Origin of the sequence: Bacteroides sp. 3_1_13, assembly GCF_001185845.1 — a bacterium.
GTDB lineage: Bacteria > Bacteroidota > Bacteroidia > Bacteroidales > Bacteroidaceae > Bacteroides > Bacteroides xylanisolvens.
Genome location: NZ_KQ236955.1, coordinates 1,481,261 through 1,500,096, shown reverse-complemented (window position 1 = coordinate 1,500,096; position 18,836 = coordinate 1,481,261). Strand labels below are relative to the sequence as shown.

At 42.6% G+C, this 18,836-nt stretch carries 15 protein-coding genes; 8 read left to right on the top strand and 7 right to left on the bottom strand.

What is annotated here, in order from left to right; genetic code table 11:
• Window positions 1-5 precede the first annotated feature (5 nt).
• The 3 genes from HMPREF9009_RS05470 (at window position 6) to HMPREF9009_RS05460 (ending at window position 4,263) form a co-directional block, all read left to right on the top strand.
• On the top strand, window positions 6-947 hold the full coding sequence (locus HMPREF9009_RS05470; RefSeq protein ID WP_049701656.1) for a hypothetical protein: 942 nt from the start codon (window positions 6-8) through the stop codon (window positions 945-947).
• 240 nt (window positions 948-1,187) lie between these two features.
• On the top strand, window positions 1,188-2,540 hold the full coding sequence (locus tag HMPREF9009_RS05465; RefSeq protein WP_049701655.1) for a sulfatase family protein: 1,353 nt from the start codon (window positions 1,188-1,190) through the stop codon (window positions 2,538-2,540).
• Window positions 2,541-2,577: 37 nt separating this feature from the next.
• A complete protein-coding gene (locus HMPREF9009_RS05460; RefSeq protein ID WP_049701654.1) occupies window positions 2,578-4,263 on the top strand; it encodes an arylsulfatase in 1,686 nt (561 codons plus the stop codon).
• A 120-nt stretch (window positions 4,264-4,383) separates the two neighbouring features.
• Here the strand turns inward: HMPREF9009_RS05460 and HMPREF9009_RS05455 are convergent, their stop codons facing one another.
• From HMPREF9009_RS05455 to dut, 5 genes are read right to left on the bottom strand one after another with little or no spacing between them, the layout of a single operon-like run.
• Window positions 4,384-8,400 carry a hybrid sensor histidine kinase/response regulator transcription factor gene (locus HMPREF9009_RS05455; protein WP_049701653.1) on the bottom strand — a complete coding sequence of 1,339 codons (4,017 nt, stop codon included), beginning with the start codon at window positions 8,398-8,400 and terminating at the stop codon, window positions 4,384-4,386.
• Between the two features lie 20 nt (window positions 8,401-8,420).
• The gene (locus HMPREF9009_RS05450; protein WP_049701652.1) at window positions 8,421-9,722 is read right to left on the bottom strand and encodes a murein hydrolase activator EnvC family protein; all 1,302 of its coding nucleotides are present in this window, start codon (window positions 9,720-9,722) and stop codon (window positions 8,421-8,423) included.
• Window positions 9,719-10,297, bottom strand: a complete 579-nt coding sequence (locus tag HMPREF9009_RS05445) for a lipoprotein insertase outer membrane protein LolB1 (RefSeq protein ID WP_049701651.1) — start codon at window positions 10,295-10,297, stop codon at window positions 9,719-9,721. The genes HMPREF9009_RS05450 and HMPREF9009_RS05445 overlap by 4 nt, the downstream gene beginning before the upstream one ends.
• Window positions 10,294-12,066 carry a tetratricopeptide repeat protein gene (locus HMPREF9009_RS05440; RefSeq protein ID WP_049701650.1) on the bottom strand — a complete coding sequence of 591 codons (1,773 nt, stop codon included), beginning with the start codon at window positions 12,064-12,066 and terminating at the stop codon, window positions 10,294-10,296. The genes HMPREF9009_RS05445 and HMPREF9009_RS05440 overlap by 4 nt, the downstream gene beginning before the upstream one ends.
• A gap of 23 nt (window positions 12,067-12,089) precedes the next feature.
• Window positions 12,090-12,521: a dUTP diphosphatase gene (dut, locus tag HMPREF9009_RS05435; protein ID WP_004309527.1), complete on the bottom strand. Its 432-nt coding sequence runs from the start codon at window positions 12,519-12,521 to the stop codon at window positions 12,090-12,092.
• 124 nt (window positions 12,522-12,645) lie between these two features.
• Between dut and HMPREF9009_RS05430 the strand changes: the two genes are divergently transcribed.
• The gene (locus HMPREF9009_RS05430; protein ID WP_008642786.1) at window positions 12,646-13,992 is read left to right on the top strand and encodes a deoxyguanosinetriphosphate triphosphohydrolase; all 1,347 of its coding nucleotides are present in this window, start codon (window positions 12,646-12,648) and stop codon (window positions 13,990-13,992) included.
• Here HMPREF9009_RS05430 and HMPREF9009_RS05425 read toward each other — a convergent pair.
• Both HMPREF9009_RS05425 and HMPREF9009_RS05420 read right to left on the bottom strand, forming a co-directional pair.
• Complete coding sequence (locus HMPREF9009_RS05425; protein ID WP_004315373.1) at window positions 13,964-14,980, bottom strand: GNAT family N-acetyltransferase; 1,017 nt, start codon at window positions 14,978-14,980, stop codon at window positions 13,964-13,966. The genes HMPREF9009_RS05430 and HMPREF9009_RS05425 overlap by 29 nt on opposite strands.
• Before the next feature lie 26 nt (window positions 14,981-15,006).
• The gene (locus tag HMPREF9009_RS05420; RefSeq protein WP_049701649.1) at window positions 15,007-15,825 is read right to left on the bottom strand and encodes a 1-acyl-sn-glycerol-3-phosphate acyltransferase; all 819 of its coding nucleotides are present in this window, start codon (window positions 15,823-15,825) and stop codon (window positions 15,007-15,009) included.
• A gap of 258 nt (window positions 15,826-16,083) precedes the next feature.
• Here HMPREF9009_RS05420 and HMPREF9009_RS05415 point away from each other — a divergent pair, with 258 nt between their 5' ends.
• From HMPREF9009_RS05415 to HMPREF9009_RS05400, 4 genes are all read left to right on the top strand, one after another.
• Entirely contained in the window at window positions 16,084-16,587 is a 504-nt protein-coding gene (locus HMPREF9009_RS05415) for an RNA polymerase sigma factor (protein WP_004315377.1), read from the top strand.
• A 462-nt stretch (window positions 16,588-17,049) separates the two neighbouring features.
• Complete coding sequence (gene mraZ, locus HMPREF9009_RS05410) at window positions 17,050-17,520, top strand: division/cell wall cluster transcriptional repressor MraZ (protein ID WP_004315379.1); 471 nt, start codon at window positions 17,050-17,052, stop codon at window positions 17,518-17,520.
• Window positions 17,507-18,421, top strand: coding sequence for a 16S rRNA (cytosine(1402)-N(4))-methyltransferase RsmH (gene rsmH / locus HMPREF9009_RS05405; RefSeq protein WP_049702259.1), 915 nt, complete (start codon window positions 17,507-17,509; stop codon window positions 18,419-18,421). Before mraZ ends, rsmH begins: the two co-directional genes overlap by 14 nt.
• A gap of 6 nt (window positions 18,422-18,427) precedes the next feature.
• Window positions 18,428-18,784, top strand: a complete 357-nt coding sequence (locus HMPREF9009_RS05400; RefSeq protein WP_004315383.1) for an FtsL-like putative cell division protein — start codon at window positions 18,428-18,430, stop codon at window positions 18,782-18,784.
• The last annotated feature ends 52 nt before the right edge of the window (window positions 18,785-18,836 follow it).

Sequence of the window (18,836 nt, the reverse complement as noted above, 5' to 3'; positions counted from 1 at the left end):
AAGTCATGAAAACAAATAGTATAATTGCATTAATTCTGTCAATCAGTTTATTTGGATTATTCGGTTGTGCAGATAAATATGAAGTTGATTATGAAGCACCTGTCAAGATTGAATTTACAGGTGTCGATCAAAACAATAGAGTATCATTAGAGAAAGGAGTTGCAGAATACACGGCAACCGTCAAAGTACAGGGAGAAATCATGAGTTTTGAAATTTATCAGGCAGACTCCAAGACTGGAATACAAGGGAGCCTGATAGAAGAAACTGCCCGGTCATTTGAAGACGGAACCGCTAATTACGAGACAACTTACAAGTTTACTTCTTTAAAAGAGAATGCCTGTATTACAGTAGTCGTTTTAGGTACCGACGGTAATACTTACCAACGTAAGTTATTGGTAGAGATTACTCCTTCCGTTTTATTCTCCGATCCGGATTATGGAAAAGATGGAGAAATAGTAGAGACAGCTTCGGCTTATTATGGTTGTTACTATGCAACATGGCTTCTTGGACGCACCTATATGGCTGCTGATGCCATGAAATATGCAAACGAAGTCGATTTCTCACTCGGAGATATTATCTTGCCTTCAGGAAGCGAAGCTGTACCTGCTCTTGTTTCACCTGCTAAAAGAAGTGATTATGGCTTGATGACAATTAATGGTTTACAACACACATTATTTGCTGAAACCTCTTTATCACAAGCAGAATTTAATGCAATCTCCCAGGTAGATGCAACTCCGATAGAAAATCTGGCAGATCCAACCTCCGAAGTCTTAGCTATTCAGGCAGATAAAGTTTACCTGTTCAAAACTGCCAATGGAAAGAAAGGATTGATTTGCATACAAAAAATAACAGCAAAAACTGGTACTATCGAAGTCTCACCGGATAATTGGGTAGAAAACACTAAATACTCATGGGTACAATTACTGACTAAAACCGTGGCGAAGTAAAGCTCCCATTCAAGATACTTTCTCCAATGATCGTATCATAGAATAATTAGAAGAATAGAGAAGTTTTCGGTTTCTACGAGCTTCTCTATTCGTGTTTTCTCAATAGAAGAAAGAAGAAATCTATCATTCTACCATTTTTTTTCCTTTATTGATTAGTATTTTTCCTTCCTTCTCTGATATCTTCCCTACTTTTGCGAAAAGTCATCATGAAAAACTAAAGTTAATTAAATCACAATAATTATGAATCTGAAAAAACATTTACCCTGGCTGGGAGCCTTACTCCCCATTGCTAACACACAAGCAGAAACAAAACCTAATGTAGTAATTATCTATATCGATGATATGGGTATCGGTGACATAGGTTGTTATGGAGGCAAATTCGCTCCTACACCTAATATTGACAGGCTAGCACAAGACGGGTTATTATTCAACCAGTATTATTCTTCTGCGCCGGTTAGTTCTCCGTCTCGCTGTGGATTGACCACAGGTCTCTTTCCTCTTGAAGTGGGAATCAACACTTTCCTGAACGACAAAGCTGCTAATAAGAGATGCGAACAACGTAATTTCCTTGATGATAAGTTACCCTCCATGGCACGTGCTTTCCAAAATGCAGGTTACTCAACAGGACACATCGGAAAATGGCACATGGGAGGCGGACGCGACGTACATAACGCTCCTTCTATTAAGAATTACGGTTTTGACGAATACATATCAACCTACGAAAGCCCGGACCCGGAACCAGCAATCACTGCTACCAAATGGATCTGGTCGGATAAAGACAGCGTGAAACGCTGGAGACGAACGGAATACTTTGTAGATAAGAGCATTGAGTTTGTAAAAAAGCATAAAGGCGAACCTTTTTTCCTGAATCTATGGCCGGATGATATGCATACCCCTTGGGTACCGGAATTCAAACAAAAGGAAAGAAAAAGCTGGGAAACACAAGAAGCATTTGCTCCCGTCCTTGCTGAAATGGACAAACAGCTTGGACGTTTTATCAAAGCACTGGATGATATGGGGCTGGCGGAAAACACAATCATTATTTTCACTAGCGACAATGGCCCTGCACCCAGCTTTAAGTCTGTACGTTCCGCTTATTTGAGAGGAACTAAAAATAGTCTTTATGAAGGTGGTATTCGTATGCCTTTCATCATCAGATACCCCAAGAAAATTAAAGCCGGACAGGTAAATAACGAGTCTGTGTTATGTGCTGTAGATTTATATCCGACTCTCTGTTCAGTAGCCGGAATCAAAACAGAAAAAGGCTATAAAGGTGATGGGCAGAACTATGCAAAAGTTCTTCTCGGTAAATCGGAAGCTAAACGCAAGACTGATTTAATGTGGGACTTCGGACGAAACAAACATTTTGGCTTTCCAGGAAACCCTTATGACAGAAGCCCCCATTTAGCTATACGCAGTGGAAAATGGAAATTATTAGTAAACGGTGACGGAAGCGATGCACAACTATATGATATGGAAAAGGATAAGTTCGAAAAGAATAATATCGCAAATGAGCATCCTGATTTGGTTGCCAAGTTGAGCAAGAAAGTATGTAAATGGTTTGAGGAAAACAAAGACAAAGGAAAAGAGTAATACAGTGAAAAACAAATTATAAACCAACATTAAACTTATGAATTCTAAATTTTTACTATTACCAACCGCCTTGATGGTTGCTGGACATTCTGCAGCAGAGGCCAAAGGAAAAAAGTCCGATCAAAGACCCAATATCCTGGTAATTCTTGCAGATGACCTAGGCTATTCCGACCTGGGATGCTACGGTAGTGAAATCCACACACCTAATCTGGACAAACTGGCAAAACAAGGAGTACGTTTCAATCATTTCTATAACACCAGCCGGAGTTGTCCGACGCGTGCTTCCCTGTTGACAGGACTTTATCAACATCAGGCAGGAATCGGACGTATGACCTTCGATGACCACCTGCCGGGTTACCGGGGAACACTCTCACGCAATGCCGTTACCATCGCAGAGGTATTGAAAGAATCAGGATATGCTACCAGCATGGTAGGTAAATGGCACATCGCAGAAACTCCACTACGCAAAGACCAACGCGAATGGCTCGCACATCACGTATACCACGAAACCTATTCTGATCTTTGTCATTATCCGGTGAATCGCGGATTTGATAACCACTATGGTACTATCTACGGAGTAGTAGACTATTTTGACCCATTCAGTCTGGTAGAAGGTGAAGTACCCGTGAAAGAAGTACCCGACGGATATTACATCACACAGGCGCTTTCAGACCGTGCAGTGAAAGAAGTGAAAGAGTATGCCAAAGACGATAAACCATTCTTTATGTACCTGGCTTACACAGCACCACACTGGCCATTGCATGCACTGCCGGAAGATATTGAAAAATATAAGGATACCTATAAAGTAGGCTGGGAAGCTATCCGTAACGCCCGTTACGAACGTCAGAAACAACTGGGTATATTCCCTAACATGGATAATTTCCTGTCTGATAGACAGTTCAAAGATAAATGGGAAGATAACCCACATGCTGAATGGGATGCTCGTGCCATGGCTGTTCATGCTGCCATGATCGACCGTATGGACCAGGGAATAGGACAAGTAATCGATGCTCTGGAAAAGACAGGACAACTTGAAAATACACTGATTTTATTCCTTTCCGACAATGGATGCAGCAATGAAGATTGTCAGAACTACTCTCCCGGAGAAAACGACCGTCCTGATATGACACGTAAAGGGGAGAAAATGGTTTATCCTCATAACAAAGAAGTGCTGCCTGGCCCGGAAACAACTTATGCTTCACTGGGAGCACGCTGGGCAAACGTAGCCAATACACCGTTCCGTTTCTGGAAAGCCAAATCTTATGAAGGAGGAATCTGTACTCCGATGATTGCCCACTGGCCAAAAGGTATCAAGAAGAATGTCGGCAAAACGACTCCCGAAATCGGACATGTGATGGATATCATGGCTACTTGTATCGATATGGCAGGCGCCACTTATCCTACCAAATATAAAGGAAATGACATCATTCCATTGGAAGGCAAGAGTCTGGTTCCTATTTTCAAGACCGGACATCGTGAAGGACATGACTACCTTGGATTCGAACATTACAATGAACGTGCATTCCTCTCTAATGACGGTTGGAAACTGGTTCGCCCGGGAGAAAACGCTAAATGGGAATTATACAACCTGAATGAGGACCGGAGCGAAATGCATAATCTAGCAGCACAATACCCTGAAAAAGTAGCTGAAATGACAAAGGCTTATGAAGCATGGGCTAAACGTTGCATGGTAGAGCCTTACCCGGGACAAAAAAAGAAATAAAGCCTACTCAATTAATAAGAAAGAGTACTCGATTAATTATTTTATATTTGACTCCTGTCGGAAAATATCCAATGATATTGCACGACAGGAGTTTTTTTATATGCTTTTATCCCTTCTTTATCAAGCCTCACCTGAAATCGGAGGCTGACCTGTATATTCCTTAGGCAGTACACCATATTGCGCTTTAAAACATTTCGCAAAATAAGAAGAAGAAGTAAATCCTACCTGCACTGCCACTTCTGAAATACGGGTACCGCCCATTATCAGTTCAGCAGCTCTATTCATACGAAGTGTCTTCAAATAATCATTAGGCGACATTCCGGACAAAGCCTTTATCTTCCGATAAAAATTAGAACGGCTCATATTCATCTGTTCCGCCAAAGTATCTATCGAGAAGTTCTCATCCGCCAACTGTTCGGCTATTACTCCCTGTATCTTCGCTATAAACTCACAATCCTTTTGAGACATCGCAAAATCCGTTGTCGAAACAGCAACCGTATCTCCTGCCAAGCTCACCATCAATTTATGGAAAGACTGCCTCAACTTCAACAGATTCTCGATCTGCATACGGAGCTGTTTAACAGAGAATGGTTTCTCAACATATACATCCGCTCCACATTCAAGTCCTTCGACTTTAGACTCCAAAGTGGTTTTCGCCGTCAACAAAATAACCGGAATATGTGAATAAGAGATTTCAGACTTCACCTTGCTGCAAAGTTCCAGCCCATCCATCTCCGGCATCATTACGTCACTCACTATCACATCCACATTTTCCTTCGCAAGCACTTCAAGTGCTTCACGACCGTTGGAAGCCCTCAACACACGGAACCACTCTGCCAATGACTCACGAGTCAGATTCAGCAAATCAACATTATCCTCAACCAACAGAACTGTAAACTTCTTCCCTGAATACTCCGAAGAAATCGTTTCAGAAGCATCCGCATGCTCCGGGGATATTTCTACAATATCGCTCGTTTTTTCCGTCTCCCACTCTTTGACCGGAAGAGACAGTATAAACGAAGAACCACCTCCAATATTATCTTCCAGACGCAAATCTCCCTGATGAGCTTCTGCCAAAGACTTCGCAAAAGCCAATCCGATGCCAGTGCCTACTGCTGTGGCCACCTTATCGTCAGGCAGTTGATAGAAAGCCTCAAATATCTTTTGTTTCTGTTCATTTGGTATTCCGGGACCATCATCGTTCACTTGTATCTCATATCCCCCATCAGTGACAAGCAGCTTCAAGTCAATACGCGCATGCGCATATTTGATGGCATTTCCCATCAGATTGACAAGAATCTTACTTAATTTGTCCTTATCCACCGTAGACACCAGCTCTTGTTCGGGCACGATCAGTTGCAAATCAATACCTTTTAATTCAGCAGGACTTGTAAACTGATTATAAACGTCACTGACAAGTTCTTTAATATCACTCTTTTTCAAATTCAGATGCAGCGTACCACTCTCCATTTTCTGAAAATCAAGCAATTCATTAGTAATCCCCAGCAGATAATTTACATTCTTATCTATCACAGACAAATACTTGAGATCTTTTCCTTCACGTTCTTTCTCCAATAATTTTTCCAAAGGAAGCCGTATCAAACTAAGCGGAGTACGTATTTCATGCACCAGATTGATGAAAAAGCTAATCTTCGACTTGTAAACTTCCTGTTCCTTGGTAATCTGATATTTTTCCATCCGCCGCTTATATTTGCGTTTAACACGGAGATTCCATCGCCAAGCCATCCAACCGATCCATCCCAACAGCATGAGGACATAAACGAAGTAAGCAAAGGTACTACGCCACCAGGGAGGAGTAATCACCACCTTTAAAGTGATAGTATTCTCATTCCACTGGCGATCATTATTAGAGCCTCTGACTTCGAACAGATACTCACCGGGAGGTAAATTGGTGTAAGAAGCCATATTATTATCAGTATTCAGAATCCACTCCTTGTCCACTCCCCGAAGTATGTAAGAATACCGGTTCTTCCCCGGATCTTCAAAACTAAGAGCGACAAAACGGATGGAGAAACTATTGTTTTCATAAGATAAAGTCACCTTATCAGCCATATAAAGCGGTTTATCCAACTGAAGCAGTTTCTTCACCTCCTGCTCGTCGGTTTGATAAGGCAACCGGATATCGGTCACATAAACCGGAGGAATATATTTGTTATCTACAAACTGTTCCGGCTGAAATACATTAAAGCCGTTGATCCCACCAAAATACAATTTTCCTTCGGATGATTTCAATGAAGATCGAGCTATAAACTGATTCCCTTGCAAGCCGTCATTAATCGTGAACTGGCGGAAATGATCTTTGGTAACAGGATTAATCTTAAAGATTCCGGCATTACTGGATACCCAGAAATCACCTCCCTGATCTTGCTCAATCGCATAAATAACCTTGTTAGGTAATAAAGTATTATGCGGATCAAACTCAATGAATCTTTTCTCTTTAGCATCAAAAGAACACAGTCCTCCCCCATTCGTTCCAAACCACATGGTTCCTTTCGCATCTTCAAATAAAGTAATGACCGAATTACTGGTGATCGTAGTCGAGTCTTCCCGTTCATGCTGATAATGTTTCCAATGAGCATTCATTGTATTGTAAGAAAACACACCACTATTGGAAGTCGCAATCCAGAGATGATTGTACATATCCTCATAGATATCGACAACAGAAACCATTGAACCGATGCTTGTGATGGTCATAAAGTTATCTCGAACCGGGTCATAACAACACAATCCCCAACTCGTTCCTACATAAATTTGTCCTTTTCGTCCTTTATAAATACACAACACATCGTTGCTACAAATCGTATTGGGAATTCCACGAGAATGAGTATAGGCTTTCACTGCCCCTGTGCGTAAATTGATAACCCGTATTCCTCCGGCATAAGTACCGATCCATAAATAGTCGCCATCCAGCATTAAAGAACGGATGTCATACTTTTGATTTTCAGCTCCTCCTATTGCATAAGGAGAAAGTTCCCGGGTGGCAACATTGAAGAAATACAAACCGCTTTGAGTTCCAATCCAGATATTCCCATCTTTATTCTCACAGAAAGGAGCAACGACCTCCCCCGCTCCCGGCACTCCGGACAGATAGGCAGGCGAATAATAATCAAAACGTTTAGTCTGCTTGGACATATAGTTGATCCCACCCAAATTGGTCAACACCCAAAGAGCCCCTTCGGCATCCCACATCATTCCATTGATAGTCTGGTCGCTCAAACTTCTCGGATCGGCCGGATTATCCGCCCGCTGAAATGTGTTTGTATTTTGATCGAATAGATAAAGCCCGTTATCCGTTCCTACCAACAGCTCTTTATCCGTATACTTCAACAAACAATGAACAGCTCCGAAATTAAACGCCGAACCACTATAATTGTCTATAGCTTCAGTTCGTTCATCCAAACGGCTCAATAGATTACTTCCCGCACCAATCCAAATATCTCCATCGATATTCTGAATACAGTTCACTTTATAACTATCGGAAGCATTTATATCTAATGAGATTTCATACGTCCGAAGAAACTTGCCGTTTTCGTCAAAGCACAAAAGTCCTTCCTGTAAGGAAGATATATAGACCCTCTTCCGATCAGCGCTCTGACAGAGGTCCCATACAAAAGACGTCTGAACACTATTTTGAGTCAGCACCTCTGTTTTCGGATCATAAATAAAAAATCCCTGTCCCAAAGTCGCAATCCAGATAAGACCGTTTTCCGTCTTGATAATCTTTTTAATCTCACTGCTGATATACACATTATACTGCGTCGTTTTATCAAAGTAAGAGAAACGATCGGTATCTCGGTCATAAATATAAAGTCCGGAGTTTGTTCCAACCCAGAGATTCTTGTCCACCTCTATCAAGGCTTCTACAAAATTGTTTTCTAATGAGAACTTTTCGTTGAGAACATTCCGATACACTTTATTGCCCCGCCCGTCATAACGGTTCAGTCCGTCACTGGTACCCAACCAGATAAAGCCATAACTATCTTGAAGGGCGCACCACACGGTATTATGAGACAATCCATCTTCTACCTGATATTTCTTGAACGAAAAATAAGGAGACGCGGATAGTGTTCCGGTCCAGAAGATCAGCAAGCATATTAGTATTTTAGTTAACTTCATTCTACGTGTTTTTTATTCAATTATCGGTTCAGCCAAGGTTCAGGATTCAACTTTTCTTTCTCCCTACGCAACTGGAAGTGCAATACCGTCCGTCCATTATCCGTACCGTCAGAAAAGACCTGACCGATGGATTGCTTCGTCTTCACCGTATCACCGGCTTTGACAGAGGCAGAAGAAAGATTGCAATAAACAGAAATATAATTGCCATGACGAATGAGGATATTAAATAATCCGTTCAATTGGAACACAGCCGCCACCTTTCCATCAAAAATGGCACGTGCCTGTGCACCCGGTTTTCCCTGAATATCAATACCCTTGTTATCCAGTTTCACGTTGCGCAAACCCTCTACGGCATATTGTCCGTAACGGCTGGTGATAATATAAGCGCCGGATATAGGCATTGGCAATTTCCCGCGATTCGCAGCAAAGTTACCCGACAATTCCCGATCCGCCTTACTCATGGTATAAGCCTCAAGAGGTTTCGATTTGGCGGCTGTTTCCGTTGCGGCGGATTTTCCCTCCTTGCTTTCTTCTTTCTTACGGGCAGCCGCTTCACGACGAGCTTCTTCCTGCGCACGCTTACGGGCACGCTCTATTTCTTCTGCAATTAATTTATCGATGCGGGCATTCAACTGATTGGCTTCCCTGCGTTTTTTATTTATCTCATTCTGCAATCCTTTCTGCTTCTTTTGCAGATTAGTCACCAACGTGCGTTTCTCTTTTTCCTGCTCTTCCAACTTCACCTTTTCGCTCTCACGTTCTTGCAGCAGGTTTTCTTTGACGGCTTTCACTTGCTGACGTTCCGCTTTCTTCTTGCGTATCTGCTCCTGTTTCTTTAGGATTTCTTCCCCTTGCAGACGTTGATAAGTGGCATATTCACGAACATATCGCATACGCCGATAAGTCTGCCCCAGATTCTTTGCCGAAAAAATAAACATGAGCTTCTCCTCTATCGACTTATTCTTATACAAGTACTGGACAGAAGCTTCATATTTCTTCTTTTTATCTTTCAAATCCTTCTCCAAGCCTCTCAACTGGCGCTCCAACGAAGCCAACTCACGCTGGATAGCCTCCACATCATTGTTGATAGCCATGATATAGCGTTTCCGCTCTTCAATCTGTCCGGTCAACACAGCCAGACTATTCAACTGACTTCCCACATCTTTCTTTGTATCCTTCAATATAGATTCCGATTCGGCAATCTGCTTTTGCAGCGCACCGCGTTTACTTTCCAGCTCACGAATCAACTTGTTCGATTGAGCGAAAAGAGGAACTGCCAACCACAGGCAACTGATTAGAATAACAAAGAAACGTTTCATCATAATAAAGCTACCAGCATTTTTACTAATTCTTCCAAGGGAATCTGGTTGTATTTGGACGTCAGTTCCGTCGGAGTCATTGAAAACTCTTGTGTGGAAAACTCATAAAGTTGGACTTTAGCCTTTTCTAATGAAGGAATTCCTATATCTTTTCCTGTCAGCTCTGTCTTTCCACCAGGAAGAGAGGCATCCATCAATATCTTTTCCAAACGGGAAAACTCCACATTCTTCGACAATACATTTTTCAATTCAGCTTTAGTGGCACGAACAAAGCGTTTATTCATCCTGTCTACCAATAAAACTTCGTCGGGAGTAACTTCTATACGTGCCACTTCCGTACGCAGAATAGGCATCAATAAGGAGATTTGTACCCGCTCATGAGTTTTCATCTTCATGGTTCCCCCTACAGACATACTTCCCTTCTTGCCGGGAATAGTCAACTGAAGCTTGGAAGCCAGGTAACTGGATGTCGGAGCCTTTGTTGAAGTCTTAGTTTCCGAAGTTGCCAAGTGCTTCGAACTCTTACAGCCGGCCAACACCAATACCACCAACAACAGTAGATAAATGATTCTTTTCATTCCGCAATATATTTCTTCTTCTCTATTTTCTGTTTCAACGTTTTCGACTCGCTACCCATTTCCAGTGCCTTCTTCCAATATTTCAACGCACCTTCCACATCGCCGGTCATAAAATAAATATCTCCGCAATGCTCCACAATCACATCGCTCTTCTCGCCGTCGTTCTTCATTGCATTGTCAATATAGATACGGGCTTCGGCATAGTTTCCCTTTTCAAAAAGAATCCATGCATAAGTATCGAGATAGGTCGAATTATTAGGTTCGGCTTTCACCGTTTTATAACTCATCTCCTCCGCCTTGTCCAAGTCACGACGTTCCACAGACAGATAATAAGCATAATTGTTCAATGCGCCAATATTGGAAGGATTGTACACCAAAGACGAATCGTAAGCAGCGTATGCCTCCGCCATCTGTTTCTTGGTATGATAAACATCCCCCATAATTGAATAGAAATCCGAAATGACTTCTTTTTGGGTATCAGCAGTTACGTGTTCCAATGCCCTGCTGCAAACACTCAATACACTATCCGTCTGTTCTGCCTGATGATAAGCAATAGCCAGATAATAATAAAGCGCCAACGCATCCGGAGTAGCTTCAATACCGGGTTCACAGACTTTGATAATTTGCTTGTAGTCTTCCTTTTTCACCGCCGCATTAACCAGCATCAAACGGGCAGCCTTATTGGTAGGGTCCAGATCAACCACCTGCTCCAATACCGGCACAGCCTCTTGTTCCATATTCTTCGACAACAGGTATTGAGAATAAAGCATCGGAATCTGCGGATCATCTATATCCTGCTTCATCATCCGGTCGAACAAGGCAATCACTTGAGTGCTATCTTTGGCAGACGACTGTTCGTTTTCCACAATCACCTGTCTCATAACACTGATTTTGGTATCCGAAGTCACCTTCTTATTCAGCAATAAAGTATCCAACTGCTGTTGATACAACTCTTTCTGTCCGGTCTGTTCATAATAAGAAGCCATTGAAAAAAGAGCCATCGGATTGTCAGGCTCTACCGCCAGGACCTTCTGATATGCATCGTATGCTTCCTGCTTTTTTCCATTCTGAAGATACACATCTCCCAATATCACCTGATAACGCATATCCATCGGATATTCCTGTACCAGACTTTCGATTTCCTGAAATGCCTTCTTATCATCTTTCATCTGAAGATAAATACGGAATTTCTCCATAGAAAGCTGCTCATTCTTACCCAAGCGTTTCTCTAAACGGTTCAACGTAGAAATGACATCGTTATATTTCTCCTGACGACTGTAAATATCAAGAAGACTGAACAAAGGCTCCTGCTTTGACGGGAAACGGGTTACCATTTTCTCAAGCAACGTTACAGCCTTATCCAACTCGTTCTGTTGCTGATACAGGCTGACCAGCCCCTGGCTGTACCAGAAATTATCAGGAGCAAAAGCCACCGCCTGCTCCAAAGCCGCCTGACCTTGCGGCACCTGGCGGAGGAACATATAATACTGCGATATTTCATAAAGCGCCGAAGAAGCGTTCGGATTGATATCCAGACAATGCTGTAACAATCCAAATGCCGCATCATACTCATTCTTTTCTTTCATCCGCATGGCTTCCAAAAAGAAGTAGTCATATTTACGCTGTTGTTCAGCAGGAAGCAATGATTCTTTTACCGAAAAGGATGCATCTGCCTTCACTGCTGTTTTTGCTGTACGCATAGAACGGGTTCCCCCACACGAAGTGAGCACTAACACCGTCACGAACAGCCATCCTATTTTTATCTTCATTCTATTTTTCGATTAAGCATTCATCATACTCCGGTATGTCCGAAGCCACCGGCTCCGCGTTCCGTTTCATCCAGCACCTCCACTTCCTGCCATACAGGCTGTTCGTGCTTTGCTATCACCATCTGCGCGATACGTTCGCCATCTTCAATAACAAAAGCCTCGGACGAGAGATTGACTAAAATGACACAAACTTCTCCACGATAATCCGCATCAATCGTACCCGGAGAATTAAGTACTGTGATACCTTTCTTTATCGCCAGCCCGCTACGTGGACGAACTTGCGCCTCAAATCCCTTCGGCAAAGCGATATACAATCCAGTCGGCACCAGACAACGTTGCAACGGTTCCAATGTGATAGGTTCAGAAAGATTAGCACGGATATCCATTCCTGCGGACAATTCGGTGGCATAAGCCGGAAGCGGATGCTTCGATTTATTGATAACTTGAATATTCATAAATGCATGTTTACTATTTAACGGGCGAAAATACACATTTTGAACTGAAAAATAGTTAAGTTTGCAGTTAAATAATGTACCGTTCCCTAAATTGTAAATAGTAAATAGTCAAATCGTAAATAAAATGATGAATTGGAAACAACTAATATCAGCGAAACGTTTCGGGATGGAAGAATTCCATGAAGAACGACAGGAAAACCGATCCGAATTCCAACGGGACTATGACCGTCTCATTTTTTCGGCTCCTTTCCGCAGATTACAGAACAAGACGCAAGTATTCCCTCTTCCGGGCAGCGTTTTTGTACACAACCGACTTACGCACAGTCTCGAAGTAGCCAGCGTTGGCCGTTCACTCGGGGACGATGTTGCCAAAGCACTTCTGGAACGTCATCCGGAACTTCAAGATTCTTTCCTGCCGGAGATCGGTTCTATCGTCTCGGCCGCTTGCCTGGCACACGATTTGGGAAATCCACCTTTCGGTCATTCAGGTGAAAAGGCTATTTCTACTTTTTTCTCTGAAGGAAAAGGAGTTCGCCTGAAAGAAAAGCAGCCGAACGGCGAGCAACTTTCTCCGATGGAATGGGAAGATTTGACACATTTTGAAGGAAATGCAAATGCGTTCCGAATACTGACACATCAGTTTGAAGGACGTCGCAAAGGCGGATTCGTCCTGACATATACCACTCTAGCTTCTATCGTGAAATATCCCTTTTCATCGAGCCTTGCAGGAACCAAATCGAAGTTTGGATTCTTCGTCAGCGAAGAAGAAAGTTTCCAAAAAATAGCAACTGAATTAGGACTGACCTTGCTCAACGAGCATCCTTTGAAGTATGCACGCCACCCACTAGTCTATTTAGTGGAAGCGGCAGACGATATTTGCTATCAGATGATGGATATTGAGGATGCATATAAGCTGAAGATTCTCACCACTGAAGAAACCAAAGAACTATTAATGACCTATTTCAGCGAAGAGCGACAGGAACATCTCCGGAAAACATTCCTGATTGTCAATGATGTCAACGAGCAAATCGCCTACCTGCGTTCTTCCGTCATCGGTTTATTGATCCGGGAGTGTACCCGTGTCTTTTTAGATCATGAACAAGAAATACTGTCCGGCACGTTCGAAGGATCACTAATCAAGCGCATAGCCGAACGTCCGGCAGCAGCCTACAAACACAGCGTCGAAGTATCTATCAATAAAATCTACCGTTCACGGGACGTACTGGATATCGAGCTAGCGGGATTCCGCATCATCAGCACCTTACTCGAATTGATGATAGACGCCGTAACCTCACCCGAAAAGGCTTATTCCAAACTCCTGATCGACCGGGTATCCAGCCAATACAATATAAATTCGCCCGTACTCTATGAAAGAATACAGGCGGTACTTGACTATATATCGGGAATGACCGACGTCTTTGCTCTTGATCTTTATCGTAAAATTAACGGGAACAGTCTGCCTGCGGTGTAACCACTTTAGGAGTAAAAACCTCTTCCCCTTCACAAGAAGACAATCTCAACGCATCCGGATGGCTTTCAATAAACGTCTGGATGTGTCGAATTCGTTTATCTTCAAGAATTTCGTCTACAGCAATCAGGATACCGGTTTCTTCCACATCACCGAACTCGTAATTGACAGCTGTTCCGAACATACGCATCGTAGGGCTTAAGCTCATATACGCATTTACCAACGGAGGAATATTATAGCCCAATTTACGGATTTCACAATTCAATATCTTATAGTCCTCTTTAAAAGTACTCTTACAGAACAATGCGTTCAACTCTTCTTCGGAAGTCTCAAGTTGCAGAGGCTCAATCGGAGTAACAAGTTTCTCTTTATCATAAAAATGTTTCTTGAGGAAATGAAGAATCATATCACGGCCACGACGATGGTAGCTTGGATACATGGTCACCTTACCAAAGAAATACTTCACATTCGGCATAACCACGGTCAACGCTCCCAACCCGTCCCACAGATTATCCAAAGCGAACAATCCTTTGCTTCCGGCACGGGTAGACTGATATTCAAGCGTAACAAACGAACGCCCCAGCTCAATTGTCTGCGGCAGGTATTCTTTAATAAAAGCATCAGAAAAATGAAACATGTGGGAAGTAGCCAGAATTGGCGCGCCTTTTTCATCAAAACGCACGTCCGTACCAAGCAGATACCGGTAACCACCCAGAATTTCTTCCGCTTCCGGATTCCATACGATCAACTGCTTATAGGGGTGTTCCATCGTGTCGTATTCATCAATATCCATTGACAGGCCTGTACCTCCACCAGCAGCACGGAAAGCTATTTCACGCAAACGACCAATCTCTCTCATTACATTAGGAGCATTCTGATGAGTAATAATATAAATCTGATTATTACTCTTATTCGTCATTCGTAAGCGTTTGTCTTCCGTCAATTCTGCCTTCAGCAGCTCTTTGCTTACCGGTTTAATAATCTCTTCCATATTCCTTGTTATAGTTGTTCTATCAGTTACAGTTTATAAACAATATCCTTTACGTATTCAGCCCACTGCGCAGGGGTTTTCGATTTATCAAAAGTCTGCCAGGGTATGGGTTTGCCAAAAGTGACAGTAAAAGTTTTGTGGCGATTCTTAAACATTTCATCCGCAAGATACAACATAGCGATGTTAAACTTGATACCCAATGCCTTGCAAATATTTGCCAAGTTGTAGAAGAAATCAGAATTCCTACCGCCGAAATGCACGGGTATTACATCACGTTTTACTTGTATGCTCTTTACTACAAATGTCTTTTTCCATTCCAGGTCACGAATGACTCCATTCTGACGACGCGAACACAGTCCGGCAGGGAACATTATCAGCTGGTCATCCGACTGAAATCCGGCTTCCACCATTTTCGGGAAGTCTTTTGCCTGTTTGCCGGTTTTATTAATAGGTATGCAAAGGGGAGCCAATCCGCGTAGATTCATCAACAAATCATTCACCAGGTATTTCACTTTCCCGTCATAGTGCTTTCCCAACACATAACCAAGCGCAACACCGTCCTGTCCGCCTAACGGATGATTGGACACAAAAGTATACAATCCATCCTTAGGCAAATTCTCAATGCCTTTTACGTCCACTTTCGCATCCAAAAAGCCCATACATGCCTCCAGAAAGTCCACACCCAATCTATCCTTCGACTCATTCAGGAATACATTAATTTCATCCTGATGAACAATTTTCTTCAGATAAGAAACCACGAATTTAGGGATGTACTTATAATGCTTCGGAGCCTTTGTCCGAAGTATCTTATCGACATCAATCAAAAATAAAGAGTCATCAGTCATTCTTTTCAAATAAAAATGATGGCACAAAATTAACGGTTCTTTTTTATTAATCGCAATAATTTGGTAGAAAATGCAGGATTTAAGTTCAGAAGATAAAAAAATACCACCCAAAAACTATCAAAAACAACCTAAAAACTATCCGCGGATAGTTTTCGGGCATAAAAACGTCGGATTTCCCCCTATCGGGTTTCAGAAATTCACGTAAACTTGCAACATCGAAACTAACAAACGAATATTCACCTTTAAAAAGCAACACATATGAAAAGTTTAAGCTTCAGAAAAGATTTAGTAGGAGTACAAGATGAATTACTACGCTTCGCTTATAAACTGACAACTGACCGTGAAGAAGCAAACGATTTGTTGCAGGAGACATCATTAAAAGCATTAGATAATGAAGATAAATATACCCCTGATACAAATTTCAAAGGATGGATGTATACCATCATGCGCAACATATTTATAAACAACTACCGCAAGGTAGTCCGCGACCAGACATTCGTCGATCAGACGGATAATCTTTATCATCTGAATTTACCACAGGACGGAAGTTCAGAAAGTACAGAAAGAGCATACGACCTGAAAGAGATGCACCGTGTAGTCAACAAACTCCCCAAAGAATACAGAGTTCCGTTCGCCATGCACGTTTCAGGATTCAAATACCGTGAGATTGCGGAAAAACTGAACCTCCCGCTAGGCACAGTAAAGAGCCGTATTTTCTTCACGCGCCAGAAATTACAGGAAGAATTGAAAGACTTCCGCTAGACCTTAACTATATAAATTGGTGATCTCGGATCACATACTTCTTTAATACAGATTTTAGTTTTGATAATGATTAAAAGGCAGAAATACTCCGGTATATTCTGCCTTTTCTTTTATTACTAAGATTAGTTGCACGACACCCGGGTCTCAACACCTACAACACCCGGGTCTCAATGGGTCTGACACCCGGGTGTCAGGTATGATGAGACCCGGGTGTCGTACAAGTTCCTATTGCATCAAAAGAAGTCTTCACTACCCTATTATTTAAAATTCACCTATACAGACATTTTTTCCCGTTTTACTGCCATAACTCCCCCACCAGCAGACTACTCCCAAAGCCGCATCATTTTCAAGCAAATAGACATTTAACATTCTGTTGAAAACTTCTCTGAAAGTTTTTTATGGAAAGTTGTGGGGAATTGTGGGGAATTTCATACTTTTACGGTCGCTTATTATAATAAGGTAATGATACGTTTTTTAGGAAATATTGAAGCCAGGGCGGACGCCAAAGGAAGGGTGTTCATACCCGCTACCTTCAGGAAGCAACTACAAGCAGCTTCCGAAGAGAGGCTTATTATGCGTAAAGACGTATTTCAGGACTGTTTGACCCTGTACCCCGAGAGCGTGTGGAACGAGGAGTTGAACGAGCTTCGCAGCAGGCTGAACAAATGGAACAGCAAACACCAACTCATTTTCAGACAGTTTGTGAGCGACGTTGAAGTGGTGACACCTGACAGCAACGGACGTATATTAATCCCCAAACGATATTTGCAGATTTGCAGTATTCATGGAGATATACGTTTTATCGGCATCGACAATAAGATAGAGATCTGGGCGAAAGAGCGGGCAGAACAGCCTTTCATGTCGCCTGAAGAGTTCGGTGCAGCATTAGAAGAAATTATGAACGATGATAATAGACAAGATGGAGAAAGATGAATTGACATACCATGTACCTGTATTGCTGAAAGAAAGCGTTGACGGGATGAATATCCAACCGGACGGAACGTATGTAGACGTTACATTCGGAGGAGCGGGACATTCGCGCGAGATACTTTCACGACTCGGAGAAGGCGGACGTTTATTGGGATTCGACCAGGACGAGGACGCTGAACGGAACATTGTCAACGATCCTCACTTCATCTTCGTGCGCAGCAACTTCCGTTACCTGCAAAATTTCCTGCGCTATCACAACATCGAGCAGGTGGATGCAATCCTGGCCGACCTCGGCGTATCATCCCATCATTTCGATGATAGCGAACGCGGCTTTTCTTTCCGTTTCGACGGAGCGCTGGATATGCGTATGAACAAGCGTGCCGGAATTACGGCAGCAGACATCGTGAATACTTACGAGGAAGAACGTCTTGCAAACCTCCTCTACCTGTACGGAGAGCTGAAGAATAGCCGCAAACTGGCTTCTGTCATCGTTAAAGCCAGAAGCGGGCAGTACATCCGGACTATCGGTGAGTTTCTGGAAATCATCAAACCGCTTTTCGGTCGTGAACGCGAAAAGAAAGAGCTGGCAAAAGTGTTCCAGGCACTGCGGATCGAAGTAAATCAAGAGATGGAAGCGCTGAAAGAGATGTTGCTGGCAGCTACGGAAGCATTAAAGCCGGGCGGCAGACTGGTGGTAATCACTTATCATTCATTGGAAGACCGCATGGTGAAAAACATCATGAAGACGGGCAACGTAGAAGGAAAAGCAGAATCCGACTTCTTCGGAAATCTGCAAACGCCTTTCCGCCTTGTCAATAATAAGGTAATCGTTCCCGACGAGGCAGAAATAGAACGGAACCCACGGTCGAGAAGTGCCAAATTACGAATTGCAGAAAAGAAATAGAAAGATATGGAAGAAGAAGTAGTAAATAAGAAAACAGAAGAGGGCAAGAAGAAAAACCGCACCTCGCTGAAGAGTATTCTGGGTGGAGACATTCTGGCTACCGATTTTTTCCGCCGTCAAACGAAGTTGCTGGTACTTATCATGGTATTCATCATCTTCTACATTCACAATCGTTATGCCAGTCAACAGCAACAGATCGAGATAGACCGGCTGAAAAAGGAATTGATAGACATTAAATACGACGCACTGACGCGCAGCTCGGAACTGATGGAGAAGAGCCGCCAGTCACGCATTGAAGATTATATATCAAATAAGGAAAGCGATTTGCAAACATCAACCCATCCTCCTTACCTTATTAAATAAGTGGAGAGTGGAGAGTTGAGAATTGAGAGTTTTTAAAAGACAAATACTGTGG

Coding starts and splice junctions, on each gene's coding strand:
- dut (WP_004309527.1), bottom strand. CDS start 12,521: ATGAATATTCAAGTTATCAATAAATCGAAGCATCCGCTTCCGGCTTAT.
- HMPREF9009_RS05465 (WP_049701655.1), top strand. CDS start 1,188: ATGAATCTGAAAAAACATTTACCCTGGCTGGGAGCCTTACTCCCCATT.
- mraZ (WP_004315379.1), top strand. CDS start 17,050: ATGATACGTTTTTTAGGAAATATTGAAGCCAGGGCGGACGCCAAAGGA.
- HMPREF9009_RS05420 (WP_049701649.1), bottom strand. CDS start 15,825: ATGACTGATGACTCTTTATTTTTGATTGATGTCGATAAGATACTTCGG.
- HMPREF9009_RS05470 (WP_049701656.1), top strand. CDS start 6: ATGAAAACAAATAGTATAATTGCATTAATTCTGTCAATCAGTTTATTT.
- HMPREF9009_RS05445 (WP_049701651.1), bottom strand. CDS start 10,297: ATGAAAAGAATCATTTATCTACTGTTGTTGGTGGTATTGGTGTTGGCC.
- rsmH (WP_049702259.1), top strand. CDS start 17,507: ATGGAGAAAGATGAATTGACATACCATGTACCTGTATTGCTGAAAGAA.
- HMPREF9009_RS05400 (WP_004315383.1), top strand. CDS start 18,428: ATGGAAGAAGAAGTAGTAAATAAGAAAACAGAAGAGGGCAAGAAGAAA.
- HMPREF9009_RS05460 (WP_049701654.1), top strand. CDS start 2,578: ATGAATTCTAAATTTTTACTATTACCAACCGCCTTGATGGTTGCTGGA.
- HMPREF9009_RS05440 (WP_049701650.1), bottom strand. CDS start 12,066: ATGAAGATAAAAATAGGATGGCTGTTCGTGACGGTGTTAGTGCTCACT.
- HMPREF9009_RS05450 (WP_049701652.1), bottom strand. CDS start 9,722: ATGATGAAACGTTTCTTTGTTATTCTAATCAGTTGCCTGTGGTTGGCA.
- HMPREF9009_RS05425 (WP_004315373.1), bottom strand. CDS start 14,980: ATGGAAGAGATTATTAAACCGGTAAGCAAAGAGCTGCTGAAGGCAGAA.
- HMPREF9009_RS05455 (WP_049701653.1), bottom strand. CDS start 8,400: ATGAAGTTAACTAAAATACTAATATGCTTGCTGATCTTCTGGACCGGA.
- HMPREF9009_RS05430 (WP_008642786.1), top strand. CDS start 12,646: ATGATGAATTGGAAACAACTAATATCAGCGAAACGTTTCGGGATGGAA.
- HMPREF9009_RS05415 (WP_004315377.1), top strand. CDS start 16,084: ATGAAAAGTTTAAGCTTCAGAAAAGATTTAGTAGGAGTACAAGATGAA.